We start from the raw sequence: 15,229 nt of genomic DNA, 5'->3' as shown, positions 1-15,229 counted from the left end.
GTTAACGTGTGGTTTAGTACGTTCAAACTTGGCCTTTGCCATAATTTAATCCTCTGATCATTGTTAAACTGTTAGCAATACCCTAGCTCAAAGCTATAAACCAACTGGTGTATCTGTATTGCCAGTGCTGGTGTTGCCAATGTGAGTGTTGCTAGGTCACTAAAATAGCAAATTTAACATAAATTTCAAGTTTTTTCCATAGCCTTCATCTTTATGGTCAAACTTTTTTGTTATTGCTAAAACAAAAGGCAACACATCTGTGCTGCCTCAACTATTTTTTGGTTTCTATCAATGTATTTTCTATAAAACTGGAGCTCATACCGAGAGTTGAACTCGGGACCTCTCCCTTACCAAGGGAGTGCTCTACCTCTGAGCTATATGAGCAAAACTTTGGTTTAGAATAATGGAGCGGGTGGCGGGAATCGAACCCGCACCATCAGCTTGGAAGGCTGAGGTTCTACCACTAAACTACACCCGCAATGCGACCCGCCCAAGCATACTGGACTTACTGTTAACGTGATTAGGGAATATTCAGATAACAATAGCAGGCAAATGGTGGTGGGGGAAGGATTCGAACCTTCGAAGCTCTCGCAACGGATTTACAGTCCGTCCCCTTTGACCGCTCGGGAACCCCACCATAGTTGTCTTTCAAGGTACGCTTAACACGATGTGTTAAAGGATGGTGCCGGCTGCCGGAGTCGAACTGGCGACCTACTGATTACAAGTCAGTTGCTCTACCAACTGAGCTAAGCCGGCGTATCGCTTGAAAGTGGTGAGCATTTTAGCAAATATTTTTAATCTTGCAAGCGTTTTTTTAGTTTTTTTTCATTTTTTTTGCTAAAACGTAAATTTAATGATTTAAATCCGCATTTTAGGCGCCTTGCGCCGCTTATTTGCTACCTAAACCCTAATACATCAATAAGACGGATGCAATAATCAGCGCAATGATTACCACGATTATTATTGCGACTGTGGCGTTTTTCTTTGCCGCAGGTTTGATTGCATCAGCTTCTACTGTGCTAACTGGCAATGATTGCGCCGGCTGAACGGATGGGACAACGGGCTGTGATGATACTGCCTCAGTGACGACAGGCGGCTGAGCCGGTGCATTAAGTAACGGTGATGTGGGATTATCAACACTTGCTACGTCAACTGTTGTTGTCGTTGTAGAGGGTACGGATTGTTCGACGTGGGTGTTGCTCAGCTGCTCGCTAGGTAAAAAATCTTGCGTGGTAACGACATCTGTCACAGGCGCGGCGTTGGCTGCAGCGTTAGCTGATATAGGCTCAACCGATGCAGTCGATTCATTTTGGGTATGAATGTCAGTGGTGGGTGTGAAGTTCTCAATGTCTTGTAAACTATCGAGAAAACTATCATCATCCAGTGCATCGACTGGGGCATTTACCACCAAAAATACCAAGTCAGCAAAGGCGAGTTCATCGGTAGCTTGCAAAGCATGCGCGTCTGTACCAATACGCTCACCATTGACAAAGGTACCATTGCTTGAGCCTAAGTCTTGCACATACAGCTGCTCACCAATACGGTTAATTTTGGCGTGTTGGCGAGAGATTTGTGAGGTTGCTAATACCAAATCATTGCTATCGCTACGTCCGATGCTTAAGCTTTTATCAATATCAATGGTTAAATCCGCCAACGCTGGTGACAGTCCAATGAGTTGCCATGAAGTGCCTTGTGAGTTGTCGGTAAGGTTCATCGTATTCACTGCATTAGTTTGATGATTATCCATGCAAGTCTCCTACTCCTAAGGGGTATTTAATAGTATCATTATGCTTGGCATTATGGGACATTTTTAGGGATTTGTCACGGTGATGGTCTGCACCGCAGGCGGGGTCGCAATCACCACAGGCGTTTGAGCCATTTTTGCGCCCTGCCCTGTCTGCGCTTTAGATTGGATAACGGTAGATTGGGTAACGGGCGCTTGGGTGACGGTGTTGCTCGCTGGGCGACTCACGGTTGTGGTCGATGAATTGCCTGTGCGAGACACGTTTGATGACACGGGCGTGACGATATCGACACCATTGGCATACACTCTTGGGGTGTTTGATAAGCTTTGCTCGGCTGGGGTAACCAAATCATCTGTTGGCAATTTGACACCATTTTGCACCCTATTGGTATTGGGGAACATGGCGCTGATATTAAGTGGGATTTGTTTGAGCGTACCGTTTTTATCAATTACCAGTTGCATAGTACGAATACCGTCTAAGCTTTTTTCGGTCACGCTTGCCACCGCGCTACCATTACGCAAAATGGTCGGCTGTAAAAATACAATCAGATTGGTTTTGTCCGAGTTTTTGCTTTTTGAGCGAAATAAATTACCAAGAATCGGCGCATCACCCAATCCTGGGACTTTTTGCTGACCATAGGTGCTGTTATCACGCATCAAACCACCCAATGCCACGGTTTGTTGGTCATCTGCTAAAATGGTGGTTTTGATTAAATTCTTGTTGGTGACGACACCGCTCACGTTATTGAGGGTACCGTCGACAATGGAGGATACCTCCTGCGAAATCTCAAGTCGCACTGAGCCATTATCACCAATATGCGGAATGACATTAAGATTGATACCGACATCTTGACGGCTCACGGTTTGAAACGGCGTGGTTGATGAGTTACTTGCCGTGGTATAAGAGCCGGTCACAAATGGGACGTTCTGTCCTACCAAAATATTGGCTTTTTCGTTATCCAACGTCAAAATAGAGGGCATGGATAACAGATTGGCATTGTTGGTTTTATTGATGGCTTGCAAAATCGCGCCATAAAACTCACGATTCCCGTTACTATCGGTTTTACTAGTACCAATCCCCAACAGCGCGCCTGCCACAGAAGCTGCCGCCGTACCTGGGGTTTTGCTTAATATCTCAGATGCCAGACCTACTGCGGATGCACCGATGTTATTAAAGTTAATCACCCCTACGCCGCTGTTGGCGTTGCCCATTGCCCATTGCACGCCAAGTTGTTGGGTATCATTGCCTGAGATTTCCATAATCGCTGCTTGAATCAATACTTGGTCACGGCGGGTATCTAGCTCATTAATAGCGTTTTCGATTTCTACCATTAACTCTGGGTTGGCATTGACGATGACGGAGTTTTGGGTTTGGTCAGCGATAATGCTAAAAGGTCTACCTTGATAGCCGCTGTTTTGCGTAGTCGTTGTGTTGCTAGTGGAGGACGTATTAAGCGGTGAGCCTGTCGGTGACGCTGCAGTATTGGTGGTGGTCGCTGCGCTGTTACTACTGGTATCGCTACTAGATTGAAACATTGAGCTTGCTTGCAAGGTGGTTTGGTCACCTGAGCTATTGATGGATTGATAGGCAAGCAGTCCGCGTAGCATTTCTGCAATATGGGTGGCACTGGCATATTTTAGACGAAACACGCGAAGCCCACTGAGACGTTGCGTCGGTACGGTGTCTAACTGCTCTACCATTCGCTGTACTTTGGCTGTCATCTCGGCACTACCTTTGACTAGCAGCCTATCAGAAATCGGGTCGGCAATGATATTGATCAGGCTGCCACCGGTTGATGCCACAGCAGGTTGTCCTGATTGACCCGTAGCAGCTGGCGCTGTACCACCGCCCGTACCTGTCAGTGAACTTAATAAATCCATCATGCGCTTGGCATCCACATGACGCAGCGGAATAATGGTCAGCTTGTCATTCATATTGCTATCAAGATCGCTAATCAATTTTGCGTATTGATTGAGGCTGTCGGCGCGGTCAGAGAGGATAATGGCATTGACATTTGGCACCACAGCGGCATTGGCATACGGCGGCATCATCGGACGGATGACGTTTAAGATATCATTGGCATTGGTGTTGGTGAGATAATAGATGCGGGTCGCCATTTGGCTACCTGCAGTATTACCCCGCAAATCCACATCCACCCCTGCTTGCTTGGCAACGGTATCAGGAACAAGCTCTGTGGTCAGCCCGCGATCAATCGCTACAATGCCATTGACTTTCATCACGGCTAAAAACAAGTCATACACTTCTTGACGGGATAAGGGTTTGTTTGAAATCACCGTCACATTGCCATTAATGCGTGGGTCTAGCACAAAGTTCTTTTGCGTGATGGTGGCAATTTGGTCGATAAACGCCTTGATATCGGCGTCTTGCAAATGCACTTTATAGCCAGTGGCTGCATGGGCAGCTGACAGACCACTGCTAAGCAAACTGATACTCATAGCCAGTGTCGTGCTCAAAAATAGTGGCTTTAGCATGGTTGGGTATTTCATAATTTACCTTATCAATTTTTAACGCATATCACCGACTTGTGTCTCACGTAGCGATGACGTCTGTAACTTTTTACTATCTTTTATCAAAATGACTGGCGTACTGTCACGACTTGGTCGCCGCGCTGAACTTGAATTTGCGCTTGTCCTGCTTGTTGCACTTGACGTAGTAGCTGGGCATCTTGTGTTGGGTTTTGACCCACGTTTTGTCCATTGACGGAGAGGACTTTATCCCCTGTTTGTAGCCCCAGTCGATTTTTTAGTCCTGCGGACATCGCATCGGTCACCAAATAGCCTTGCCCTGTTGCTGCCACACCCATTTGGCTTAGATACCCCGAGGCATTTTGCTGAAGCCCTTGAATCGCCCCACCAATGGCTGACGATGCACCGCTTGGCGAGGTATTGGCACCAGTTGATGTCGCCATAGTGGGCGCAGAATCCTCTCGATCATGGGGATCGCCTGTAGCCACTGGCGCGCCGCTAATCGCTTGTGTCGCAGCTCCGCCTAAGCTCGGTGTGGGGGTTTGTCCCATATTTGAGCCGTTACCTACGCCTGCAGCACCGTTGGCTTGCGCTTTGGCTCTGATAGCATCGCTTTGGTCAAGAAAAAACGGTTGCCCAAATGGCACTTTACTGGTTTGGCCGCTGGCATCTGCCACTATTACAAAATCGGCTGCGACTTTAACCAATTTATAACCACTGCCATCAATCATGTCGTTGATACGATAGCTTAAGGTTTTACCATTGGCGGTCAAAATTGCATACGATTGACTCTCTGGGGTGGCAATGGTCACGCCCACCACTTTAATATCTGGGGGTGTCGCTGCCGGCGCTTGCGGGGCAGTTGGCTGAGCAAAAAAATCTAATGCATTGGTATTGGCAGATTGTGCGACCAAGTTCGTCTGCAAGGGGACTGGGGTGAGTGCGGGGGCTTTGGGCGGGGCAACCACCAGCCAAATTGCTTGGCTTAATTGCCACACCAACCAAAAAATAGCTGCCAATAGCAACCAAGGATACAGTTTTTCCACCACCGCCATGGGCACAAATTTACCAGTCGTTGTTTTACGACTCAATGAAGGACTCTGGGTGGCTTTTATCATATCTGCTATCATGGCTACGTCTCTAATTACCCATATTGGTCAAAGGTTGGCGAATGGACACCACCACACTGTCATCAGCCCCTTTGCCTTGGTACGCTGGCATATTTTTGAGCAATCGCTGGGTCAATGACACATCGAGCATATTATCTTGGTCAAGATAAAAATCCCCCAATCGCTCGGCTTGCGGTGTAGTAAGTGCTAAATGCAAGCTTTTACCTTGCGCTGCCTTGTTGCTATTAATACCATTAGCGTTGGCTACTGGCTGCACACTTGCTTTATCCGCGCTTAAGTTGCCTTGCATAGTCGGGAGTTTGATGAGGTAGGTTTTGCCACCTGTGGGATACCCCAAATCACCGCCTGCCCAATTCATGCTACCTTCGGCGGTTTGATAGCCTTGCTTATTTTTTTCAATCGACACTTCTTTGATGGTAATTGGTGTGTCGGGTAATTGCCAACTGACCAACTGCGCCAATGTGTCATGGCTGATTTTGCCGTTGAAATCATTGGCTTGCCAGCTGGTTTTATTGAATTTGACCACACCTTGCAGGTTGGTTTTGCCAGAGCGGATATCGACTGCCATACCCAGTTTGCCCATCAATAAATGCCACGGCTGCCAGCGCCAATCGACACTACCCGCCAGTGGCGTATTGGGGCGCGCATTGATTTGCCAATTGGCTTGACCTTGCCAAAGATTGCCTGATATTTGCTGCAAGTAAGGGTTGTTTGGGGCAAATTTTTGCAGCAACCACGCTGCAGGTAGCTGAATCAACAAGCTTAAGCAAAGCAAAACCAGACCTACCAGCCACCATAGTTTTGTCGGACGTAATGAATTGACACTTGCCAAACTTGAATACCTTTTTACAATGATTTTTGATACCAATATTTTTGACATCAATAAAGTGACGCAATCCACAAGCAGATTAATCAACAATCAAATAATTCATGCAGGATAAAAATTGCCATTAGCGCAAAAAATTTTGAACCCACTCTGCGCCAACACTCGAATATTTTTCTAACTAAAATGAAACGCTTTATCATAACTGATTTTTATTGCGTTGTAATGTCAATCCATAAAAAATCAAAATTTTGTCAGGCTTGTTTTGGGCTCACTGTTTATTGCGGCTACCTGCCGCACTCACTACAATTTGCAACCGACTTTATCACCATGAGTTTGCTACAATCACCTCACCAAGCTGGTTAAAACTATAATGCAAAACACAAGGAAAATAGCATGCAATTTGATACATTGCCTCAACTGGGCGATAGCGTCTCCAAAATTTGCTTAGGCACCATGACCTGGGGACAGCAAAACAGCGAGCAGGATGCCCATGAACAAATGGATTATGCCCTTGCCCAAGGTGTGAATTTTTGGGATACCGCAGAGATGTATCCGTCACCCCCTGACAAAGACAAACAGGGTGATACCGAGCGCTTTATGGGTAGCTGGTTTGCCAAGACAGGCAAAAGAAATGATGTGGTATTGGCGAGTAAAATCTCTCGCAATGATTTTTTGCGCGGTGGCAATACCAAGTTTGATAAAAAAACCATTCGTGCGGCATTAGATAGTAACCTGCAGCGCTTGCAAACCGACCATATCGATATTTATCAGCTACACTGGCCAGAGCGTCAGACCAACTTTTTTGGTCAACGCGGCTATACAGAAAGTATGGCGCAGCAAGACACCAAAGAATTGACGCCATTTTTGGAAACCATCGAAGCACTCAATGATGAAATCACCAAAGGTCGAATCCGCGCTTATGGGTTATCCAATGATACCCCTTGGGGGGTCATGCGCTACTTAGCAGAAGCCGATAAACATGGGCTTGCTAGACCCATCACCATACAAAATCCGTATAGTTTACTCAATCGCTTGTATGAAGTGGGACTGGCAGAAATTAGTCACCGCGAGCAAATTGGGCTACTTGCTTATTCACCGCTAGCATTTGGGGTGTTATCAGGCAAATATTTGGGCGGTAACAAGCCTGCCAATAGTCGCTTGAGCCTTTATAGCCATTTTACCCGTTATTTGAATGAGCAAGCGCAACAAGCCACCCAAGCCTATGCTGAAGTCGCCAAAAAACATCATCTAGATATGGCACAAATGGCACTGGCGTTTGTCAATAGCCGCTCGTTTGTGACTGCCAACATCATTGGGGCAACCACCATTGAGCAGCTAGCCAGCAATATCGCGTCCGTAGACTTGGTATTATCCCAAGAGGTATTGGCTGATATCGAAGCGGTGCAGACCTTATACCCAAACCCTGCACCTTAAACCTTGTAACCCTTAAAACTTGTAACTTAAATCCTATAGCTCACACCCTGCACTTTACTAGCAGGCTACGATCAGAAAAAACGGCATAAAAAATCCTTGCGACAGTGCGACTGTGCAAGGATTTTTTTAAACCTAATAAAATTTAGAGTCTAGAACGGGATATCATCATCAACTGCGCCTGGTTTTGGCATTGCCATGGCTGGGTTTTGTTGGGGATTTTGGGCAGGCTGATTATTTGCTGTATTTGCCCCTTGTGGCGCTTGGTTGCCATTCATAAATGGATTATTGCCAAATCCTGCATTTTGAGCCGCTTGTGGTGCAGCTTGGGCATTATTTTGGTTTGGATAGCCACCAAAATGATTGGGCGCTTGGTTGCCACCTTGGTTGTAGCCAACTTGATTATAACCACCTTGGGGCTGGTTTTGGTAGATTGTGCCGGCATTGTTGTTATTAGGAATGCCGCCTTGAACGCCGCCTGCTGTGCCAAGCATTTGCATTTGGTCGGCACGAATCTCTGTAGCATAACGCTCTACGCCATTTTGATCGGTGTATTTATTGGTGCGAAGGCTACCTTCGATATAGACTTGGCTACCTTTACGTAGGTATTGCGCTGCAATTTCACCGAGTTTATTAAACAATGAAATTCGGTGCCATTCGGTTTGCTCACGGCGCTCACCTGTTTGTTTGTCGTTCCACTGCTCACTTGTTGCCACGGCGATACGCGTCACGCTACCGCCATTGGCAAATTGTTTGACTTCCGGATCTGAACCAAGGTTGCCTACAATAATTACTTTATTTACGCCGCGCATAGAATTTCCTTGATAACTTTTTTAATGGATTTTTTGATAACTTTCTTGATGCCTTTCTTAATAGTTTTCTAGTGTTTTTAGCCAAATCTTTGCGGATTTAGCGCAAGTACAATGCCATTACTTTACTAGACTTTGCATCAAATTGCTAGCGTCTGACCGGTAAGATGTGACAAATGCTGTCGCGTGTCATCGGTCAATTTTTCTTTATCCAGTTTGAGATAAGCAATGTTTTCTTTTGGCATCATCACTATCTCATCCACGCCGTCAATCGCCAAAATTTGCTGTGACCATGCAGTTGTGTCAATACCTGTTGGCAGGGTAATCGTTAGGCTGGTCAAATACGGTGGGGATGCAATCGGCAGGATAAACAATAACGCAATAACAGTCACGATGGCGAGCACCGTCCATGACAACCACATCGGTTTGGTCAGCAAAATACCGCCCATGGCACCGCCTACAAAAGCACCCAAAAACTGTGCAGATGAGTTAATACCCATCGCCGTCGCTTTGTTGGCAACGGGCGCGCGTTTGGAAATCCAAGACGGAATGGTCGCCTCAAGGCTATTAAAGCCGATGTAATAAACTGCAAGCCCAATAATTAAACCCACGATGGTCTGACTAGCCACCGCCAAAACTACCAATCCCGCCACCAAGGTCGCTAAAGACGCCAAAAACACGGCGCGCATTTGCCGTTTTTTTTCTGCGATGATAATCAGCGGAACCGCAATGATAAAACCCAATAACAGTAGCGGCAAATACACAAAACCTTGCTGTGCTACCGTCAAGCCCAGCACATCATGAAACTGGTGTGGCAATAAGGTAAACATCGCTGTCATTGACAGATGCAGCGCAAAAATCGCCAAATGCAACCGGTTAATATCGCCAATTTTTAATACTTCAGCAAACTGTGCTTTAACTGAGTGATTATTGAGATTGTGCTTTAGTACCCGATTTGGGGTGGGCACAATCCACAGTAAGCCAATGGCGAAAATAGCGGACGCCACTGTCACCCAAAACAAGCCTGAAATATCGAGCACATGCGTCAAAATCGGACCGAGCCCAAATGCGACCATCACCGACATGGCAATGGTCAGCCCCATGGTTGCCATCGCTTTGGTGCGATGCTCTTCACGGGTCACATCCGCGAGTAGTGCCATCACCACCGCTGAAACCGCGCCACTGCCGGCAATCAAACGCCCCAGTATCACCATATAGATGTCTGTTGATAAGGCGCAAATCGCTCCCCCAAGCGCAAACACCAATAACCCTGCAATGATAATCGGTTTACGCGGATATTTGTCCGCCAAAAAACTCATGGGAATCTGAAAAATCGCCTGCCCTAAGCCATAGATACCAATCGCCAATCCAATCAAAAACGGTGTGGCGTGTGCATATTGTGTCCCATATACTGCAAACACAGGCACAATCATAAATAGTCCGAGCATGCGCAAGGCAAAGATACCGCCCAACCCGGCAATCGCTTTCTTTTCGGATGCATTCATGGAGGAGTTATGACTTATATTTCTCGACGTTGATTTTACTGACATGGTGGCTCACAAAATTTTGCCAAAAACGGCTTATTATATGCCTAATTTTTATCACAGAGAATTTATTGGCAATAAAAATTATTTTAGCCTTATTATTTTGGCTTTATTGTTTCAGCCCCATTATTTTAGCATTGCGTAAGCGGTTACCATGATGGCTAAAATCACCGCGATAGCAATCATTAGCCACATCACATTTTTTTGGTTGTCAAAAAATCCTTGCGGTGACTGCCTGATAGATGATGATTTTGGGGTAGCCACTAGCGTGCCCTCTAAAGGGCTATGCTTCACTTGGGTGGCGATTTTTTGCTGTTTTTGCGCTTTTTTGGCTTCAAGTTGCTGTTGGCGTTGTTGTTTTTGTGCCAATTTTTGCTCTTTGGCTTGTTGTTGTAGTTGGCGCTGTTCTTCAAGCTTAGCCTGTTTTTGTCGCGCTTGTTCGGCAAGTTCTGCTTGTTTACGCGCCGCCTCTTCCATCGCTAACTGCTCAGTTTGCTGCTGCTCGCGAAGCTGTTTATCGCTATAGCGCGCGTGAAAATCATCCATCACAGCGTTATCAATTTCGCTTAAGGTAAAAGGCATTTCATTAATTACTTCAAGCGCATCATGCACATCGACGTCGTACACGCCCGAGGCTTTGGTAGTTTTGCCATCGGCAGTAAGTTTTCTGGGTACTTGGTAATCGGCAAGGCGCTGCTGCAAGTGGTTTTCCATTTGTCCGATGGAGTCGGTGTAACCTGTCATCGCTAATGCCCAATCGTTGATTTCGGCATGATTTTCGCTATTTAGTTGCTGGATGATATCGCTCGCGTCTTCAACGAGGCTGATTTTGGCAAGTAGCTGACTGGGTGAGACGGCGATATAGACTTCCCCTGGGGTGGCTTGGCGTTTGAGCGATGCGATGGCTTGAGGGTTGCATTGTAGGCAGTTGGCTTGTTTGTTTTTGAGGGTATGACCTTTTGGGCAGGGCGGTACACCGTAAGCAACGAGCGCGCCATTTTCTTTCATTTTGGCTTTGTATTCTTTGCTCGATAGTCCGCTGGCGTCAAAGGTTTTGTCCATTGGAATATGGTGGCTTTTTAAGAAGTCGGTTTGTTCTTGGGTTAACGTTGCCATGTTTTTGTCCTTGTTATCTGTTATCAATTTTTATGACTAGTATAGCAAGGTTCCTTAAGCTTAAATAAATATCAATTAGCCAAATTTTTACAATGAAATAATTTTAAATTTAAATAAGCATACTGAATTGATTTTTTGAATTGTTAAATTTACTTCTTTTAAAATTTTCTAGAGTAAAATCTGTTACTATCATGATTCTTATAAGATGGTAACGATTAAATATTCTTTATATGTACTACATTTTTTTTGATATTGTCTAGATTATCACTAGTAAAGTCGACGATTGCTTTAACTGCTTCAGCATTTGCCCCAACTTCCTCTAAATAGGCGCCCAATTCTTGTGGAAAATCTGCTAAACCTTCCAAATTAACTCCATGCAACCTTTTAGCTAATTTAGCTAATCTTATGACTGCTACTCCCTCATTGCCTGCCTCTAGAGCATTAATAATATCTTTCACATCTTGAACCATTTCACTTGTCCAAGTAATACCTCCAACCACTACACCCGCAACCAATAGCGTTTTAATTGTCGCTGCTACACCAAAAGCCAATGCCCCTTTCACTGCTAAAATTGCGATACCTTTTGTAGCTAGTAATGTCATAATACCTTTAATCGCTAAAAGAGATAACATTATTTGATCCTTTCATTAATCTTTTTGACAAGTCGATATTGATTATATTTTGTTATAATTATATCGACACTTATTGAAAAAATAATTGATAAGCCTATTTGTAACCATATAGGTAACCATGAAAATATTATTAAGCAAATAATTAATTCAATAGTAAATCTTAGCCAATTAATCATTAATTTACCTATATTTTTAATAAAAAATAAAAATTTTTCGATAATAATATATTTTTTTGTAAATATTATCAATGAAAACTTACTGAATGTTTACTTCTATTATCTAACTTGAAACCTTCCAAAAACTCCCCATAAAATTTGCAAAATTAAAAACTTAAAAGATTTACAATATGGCACAGCACGACGCAATCAAAATTCGTGGCGCACGCACCCACAATCTCAAAAACATCGACATCGACATCCCACGAGACAAACTCGTCGTCATCACAGGCCTATCAGGCTCGGGCAAGTCGAGCCTAGCCTTTGACACCCTATACGCCGAAGGACAACGCCGCTACGTCGAGAGCTTATCGGCTTACGCTCGCCAGTTTTTATCACAAATGGAAAAGCCCGAGGTCGATAGCATCGAAGGGCTGTCACCTGCCATCGCCATCGAGCAAAAATCCACCAACCATAATCCCCGCTCCACGGTGGGTACCATTACTGAGATTTATGACTATTTGCGTCTGCTGTACGCCCGTGTCGGCACACCCATGTGCCCAGAACACCACCTGCCGATGGTCGCGCAAACCGTCACCGAAATGGTCGATACCGTCATGGCATTGCCCGAAGATACCAAGCTGATGATTCTCGCGCGCGTCGTCGATGACCGCAAAGGCGAGCATATCCAGTTGATGGAACAGCTAAAAGGGCAAGGCTTTGTGCGGCTGCGGGTCGATGGCGAGATTTATGATATTGACGATGTGCCACCGCTTGCCAAAACCTTTAAACACACCATTGATGTGGTGGTTGACCGCTTCAAAGTGCGGGATGACTTGGGTAATCGGGTTGCCGAAAGTTTGGAGACCGCCTTACGACTGGGTAGCGATATTGCCATCTTGCATGACATGGACGCTGAGTTTGAGGATAAAATTTTGTCCGCCAAACATAGCTGCCCTGTCTGCGATCGCTCGGTTGCTGAGCTTGAACCAAAATTGTTTAGTTTTAACAACCCGTATGGCGCGTGTCCCGTGTGTGATGGCTTGGGCAAACGCCAATATTTTGCTGCCGAAAAAATCATCGGGCATCCTGAAAAATCGCTCAACCAAGGCGCGATTCAAGGCTGGGATAAACGCCATGCCTACTACTTTGGCTTACTGACCACCGTTGCCGAGCATTACGGTATTGATATGGAAGCGCCGTGGCAACAACTGGATAAAAAGCACAAAGATGTCATTTTACATGGCTCTGGTAAAGACAAAATGACTTTTAACTTTGTCGATGAACGGGGGCGCAAATCCACCAAAACCGTGCCATTTGAAGGAGTGTTGCCGTATATGGAGCGCCGTTACCGCACCACGCAAAGCAGCATCGTGCGAGACGAGCTTGCTAAATACCTTGCCGATGCCACCTGCGATGCCTGTCACGGCTCACGCTTAAACGAAATCGCTCGCCATGTGGAAGTCAGCGACCGTACCGTTGCCGAAATGGTCAAGCTTTCGATTGGCGAAGCGATGGCGTATTACGAGCAATTAAAACTTGAGGGCGCAAAAGGCGAAATCGCCGCCAAAATTATCAAAGAAATCCGTGAGCGGTTGGAATTTTTGGTGAGTGTGGGCTTGGATTATCTCACCCTTGCCCGCTCTGCCGAAACCCTATCGGGCGGTGAGGCCCAGCGGATACGCCTTGCTAGCCAAATCGGGGCAGGCTTGATGGGCGTGATGTATGTACTCGATGAGCCATCAATCGGCTTGCACCAACGTGACAATGACCGACTGCTGCAAACGTTGACTCGCTTACGTGATTTGGGCAATACCGTGATTGTCGTCGAGCATGACGAAGATGCCATTCGCCTAGCCGACCATATCATCGATGTGGGTGTGGGTGCTGGTGTACATGGTGGCAGTATCATTGCAGAAGGAACGGCAAATGACATTGCCAAAAATCCCGAATCATTGACGGGTCAATATTTATCGGGCAAAAAGAAAATCGCAGTGCCAACCGTGCGTCACCGAGCCAAAGTCGCCAATGACGACAAATATGAAAAAATGCAAGACTCCGCCATTCCGTTAACCAAAAACCAAGCGAAAAAAGCGGAAAGCGAGAAGAAAGAAAAAGCCAAAAAAGGTAAAGTCGAAGCCAAACCCTTGATGCTGACCTTGACAGGGGCAAAAGGTAACAACCTTAAAAACGTAACCTTAAACTTGCCTATTGGTGTATTTACCGCCATCACAGGCGTGTCGGGTTCGGGTAAATCGACCTTAATCAACCGCACCTTATTGCCACTAGCAACCACGCAGCTCAATAATGCCACCACCCATGTTGCCGAAGAGTTTGACAGTATCACTGGGCTAGAACATTTAGATAAAGTCGTTGATATCGACCAAAGCCCGATTGGGCGTACCCCTCGCTCCAATCCTGCGACTTACACGGGCGTATTTAGTCCGATTCGTGACCTATTCGCCCAAGTACCCGAGTCCAAAGCTCGTGGCTATCAAGCAGGACGCTTTAGCTTTAACGTGAAAGGCGGGCGCTGTGAAACCTGCCAAGGCGATGGCTTGATTAAGGTCGAGATGCACTTTTTGCCTGATATGTATGTACCTTGCGATGCGTGTCAAGGCAAACGCTACAACCGTGAAACCCTGGAAATCACTTATAAAGGCAAAAATATCAATGACGTGCTCAATATGACGGTGGAAGATGCAGCGGAATTTTTTGAGGCGATTCCAGCGATTTACCGCCGTTTGCAAGCCCTACAAGAAGTCGGCTTGGGTTATATTCGCTTGGGTCAGTCTGCACCAACCTTATCGGGTGGTGAGGCGCAACGGGTGAAACTTGCCAAAGAGCTGTCTAAACGTGATACCGGTCAAACCTTGTATGTGCTCGATGAGCCGACGACAGGTTTGCATTTCCATGATATCGCCAAGCTCCTCGACATCTTGCATACGCTACGTGACCGAGGCAATACCGTGGTGGTGATTGAGCATAATCTCGATGTGATTAAGACAGCAGACTGGATTGTCGATTTGGGCCCTGAGGGCGGTTCGGGCGGTGGTGAGATTATCGCTGAGGGCACGCCAGAGGAGGTAGCGGAAAACGCGCGCTCACACACAGGGCGATTCTTAAAACCGATGTTGCAAGCCTAAGTTTGTTACAAGTATAAGTCTGTTACAGGCATAAGGTTAGCGGTGAGGGTTAGTACGTTGTCGTCTAACCCTTTTTTTAACCAATCATCGCTCTATGACTTGTTGTTCATTGATAATACTTTACATTTCGCCCCAATATTCACACAATGAAACGAGATAAGGATATTGCGACATTATCCAGGGACAAAAAAACGTCAAGGAACGATAAG

The 15,229-nt window shown here is 45.9% G+C and carries 10 protein-coding genes and 4 tRNA genes; 2 read left to right on the top strand and 12 right to left on the bottom strand.

Features of this window, described 5'->3' with window-relative positions:
- Window positions 1-309 precede the first annotated feature (309 nt).
- The 8 genes from RT034_RS10590 to gspN form a co-directional block, all read right to left on the bottom strand.
- Window positions 310-384 (bottom strand) — tRNA-Thr (locus RT034_RS10590).
- A 20-nt stretch (window positions 385-404) separates the two neighbouring features.
- Window positions 405-478: transfer RNA gene (locus RT034_RS10585), tRNA-Gly, on the bottom strand.
- A gap of 75 nt (window positions 479-553) precedes the next feature.
- A tRNA-Tyr gene (locus RT034_RS10580) sits at window positions 554-637 on the bottom strand.
- Between the two features lie 43 nt (window positions 638-680).
- Window positions 681-756 (bottom strand) — tRNA-Thr (locus tag RT034_RS10575).
- Window positions 757-907: 151 nt separating this feature from the next.
- A complete protein-coding gene (locus tag RT034_RS10570; RefSeq protein WP_313016506.1) occupies window positions 908-1,747 on the bottom strand; it encodes an FHA domain-containing protein in 840 nt (279 codons plus the stop codon).
- A 63-nt stretch (window positions 1,748-1,810) separates the two neighbouring features.
- Entirely contained in the window at window positions 1,811-4,252 is a 2,442-nt protein-coding gene (gene gspD / locus RT034_RS10565; protein WP_313016505.1) for a type II secretion system secretin GspD, read from the bottom strand.
- 83 nt (window positions 4,253-4,335) lie between these two features.
- Window positions 4,336-5,361: a type II secretion system protein N gene (locus RT034_RS10560; protein WP_313016503.1), complete on the bottom strand. Its 1,026-nt coding sequence runs from the start codon at window positions 5,359-5,361 to the stop codon at window positions 4,336-4,338.
- A gap of 10 nt (window positions 5,362-5,371) precedes the next feature.
- A complete protein-coding gene (gene gspN / locus RT034_RS10555; RefSeq protein WP_313016501.1) occupies window positions 5,372-6,193 on the bottom strand; it encodes a type II secretion system protein N in 822 nt (273 codons plus the stop codon).
- 387 nt (window positions 6,194-6,580) lie between these two features.
- Between gspN and RT034_RS10550 the strand changes: the two genes are divergently transcribed.
- Window positions 6,581-7,621 carry an NADP(H)-dependent aldo-keto reductase gene (locus RT034_RS10550; RefSeq protein WP_313016500.1) on the top strand — a complete coding sequence of 347 codons (1,041 nt, stop codon included), beginning with the start codon at window positions 6,581-6,583 and terminating at the stop codon, window positions 7,619-7,621.
- A 149-nt stretch (window positions 7,622-7,770) separates the two neighbouring features.
- Here the strand turns inward: RT034_RS10550 and ssb are convergent, their stop codons facing one another.
- The 4 genes from ssb to RT034_RS10530 all read right to left on the bottom strand — a co-directional run bounded on the left by ssb (window position 7,771) and on the right by RT034_RS10530 (window position 11,719).
- Entirely contained in the window at window positions 7,771-8,430 is a 660-nt protein-coding gene (ssb, locus tag RT034_RS10545) for a single-stranded DNA-binding protein (protein WP_313016498.1), read from the bottom strand.
- Window positions 8,431-8,567: 137 nt separating this feature from the next.
- Entirely contained in the window at window positions 8,568-9,932 is a 1,365-nt protein-coding gene (locus RT034_RS10540) for an MFS transporter (protein ID WP_313016496.1), read from the bottom strand.
- 165 nt (window positions 9,933-10,097) lie between these two features.
- Entirely contained in the window at window positions 10,098-11,087 is a 990-nt protein-coding gene (locus tag RT034_RS10535) for a hypothetical protein (RefSeq protein WP_313016495.1), read from the bottom strand.
- 215 nt (window positions 11,088-11,302) lie between these two features.
- Window positions 11,303-11,719 carry a hypothetical protein gene (locus RT034_RS10530; RefSeq protein ID WP_313016493.1) on the bottom strand — a complete coding sequence of 139 codons (417 nt, stop codon included), beginning with the start codon at window positions 11,717-11,719 and terminating at the stop codon, window positions 11,303-11,305.
- Window positions 11,720-12,065: 346 nt separating this feature from the next.
- Between RT034_RS10530 and uvrA the strand changes: the two genes are divergently transcribed.
- Complete coding sequence (uvrA, locus tag RT034_RS10525) at window positions 12,066-15,020, top strand: excinuclease ABC subunit UvrA (RefSeq protein WP_313016492.1); 2,955 nt, start codon at window positions 12,066-12,068, stop codon at window positions 15,018-15,020.
- The last annotated feature ends 209 nt before the right edge of the window (window positions 15,021-15,229 follow it).

This window comes from Moraxella sp. CTOTU48841 (assembly GCF_032061225.1).
GTDB lineage: Bacteria > Pseudomonadota > Gammaproteobacteria > Pseudomonadales > Moraxellaceae > Faucicola > Faucicola cinerea.
Note: the sequence above shows the minus strand (reverse complement) of the source record. Positions and strands in the feature narration are given on the sequence as shown.

Coding starts and splice junctions, on each gene's coding strand:
- uvrA (WP_313016492.1), top strand. CDS start 12,066: ATGGCACAGCACGACGCAATCAAAATTCGTGGCGCACGCACCCACAAT.
- RT034_RS10570 (WP_313016506.1), bottom strand. CDS start 1,747: ATGGATAATCATCAAACTAATGCAGTGAATACGATGAACCTTACCGAC.
- RT034_RS10560 (WP_313016503.1), bottom strand. CDS start 5,361: ATGATAGCAGATATGATAAAAGCCACCCAGAGTCCTTCATTGAGTCGT.
- RT034_RS10535 (WP_313016495.1), bottom strand. CDS start 11,087: ATGGCAACGTTAACCCAAGAACAAACCGACTTCTTAAAAAGCCACCAT.
- RT034_RS10530 (WP_313016493.1), bottom strand. CDS start 11,719: ATGTTATCTCTTTTAGCGATTAAAGGTATTATGACATTACTAGCTACA.
- RT034_RS10550 (WP_313016500.1), top strand. CDS start 6,581: ATGCAATTTGATACATTGCCTCAACTGGGCGATAGCGTCTCCAAAATT.
- ssb (WP_313016498.1), bottom strand. CDS start 8,430: ATGCGCGGCGTAAATAAAGTAATTATTGTAGGCAACCTTGGTTCAGAT.
- gspD (WP_313016505.1), bottom strand. CDS start 4,252: ATGAAATACCCAACCATGCTAAAGCCACTATTTTTGAGCACGACACTG.
- RT034_RS10540 (WP_313016496.1), bottom strand. CDS start 9,932: ATGAATGCATCCGAAAAGAAAGCGATTGCCGGGTTGGGCGGTATCTTT.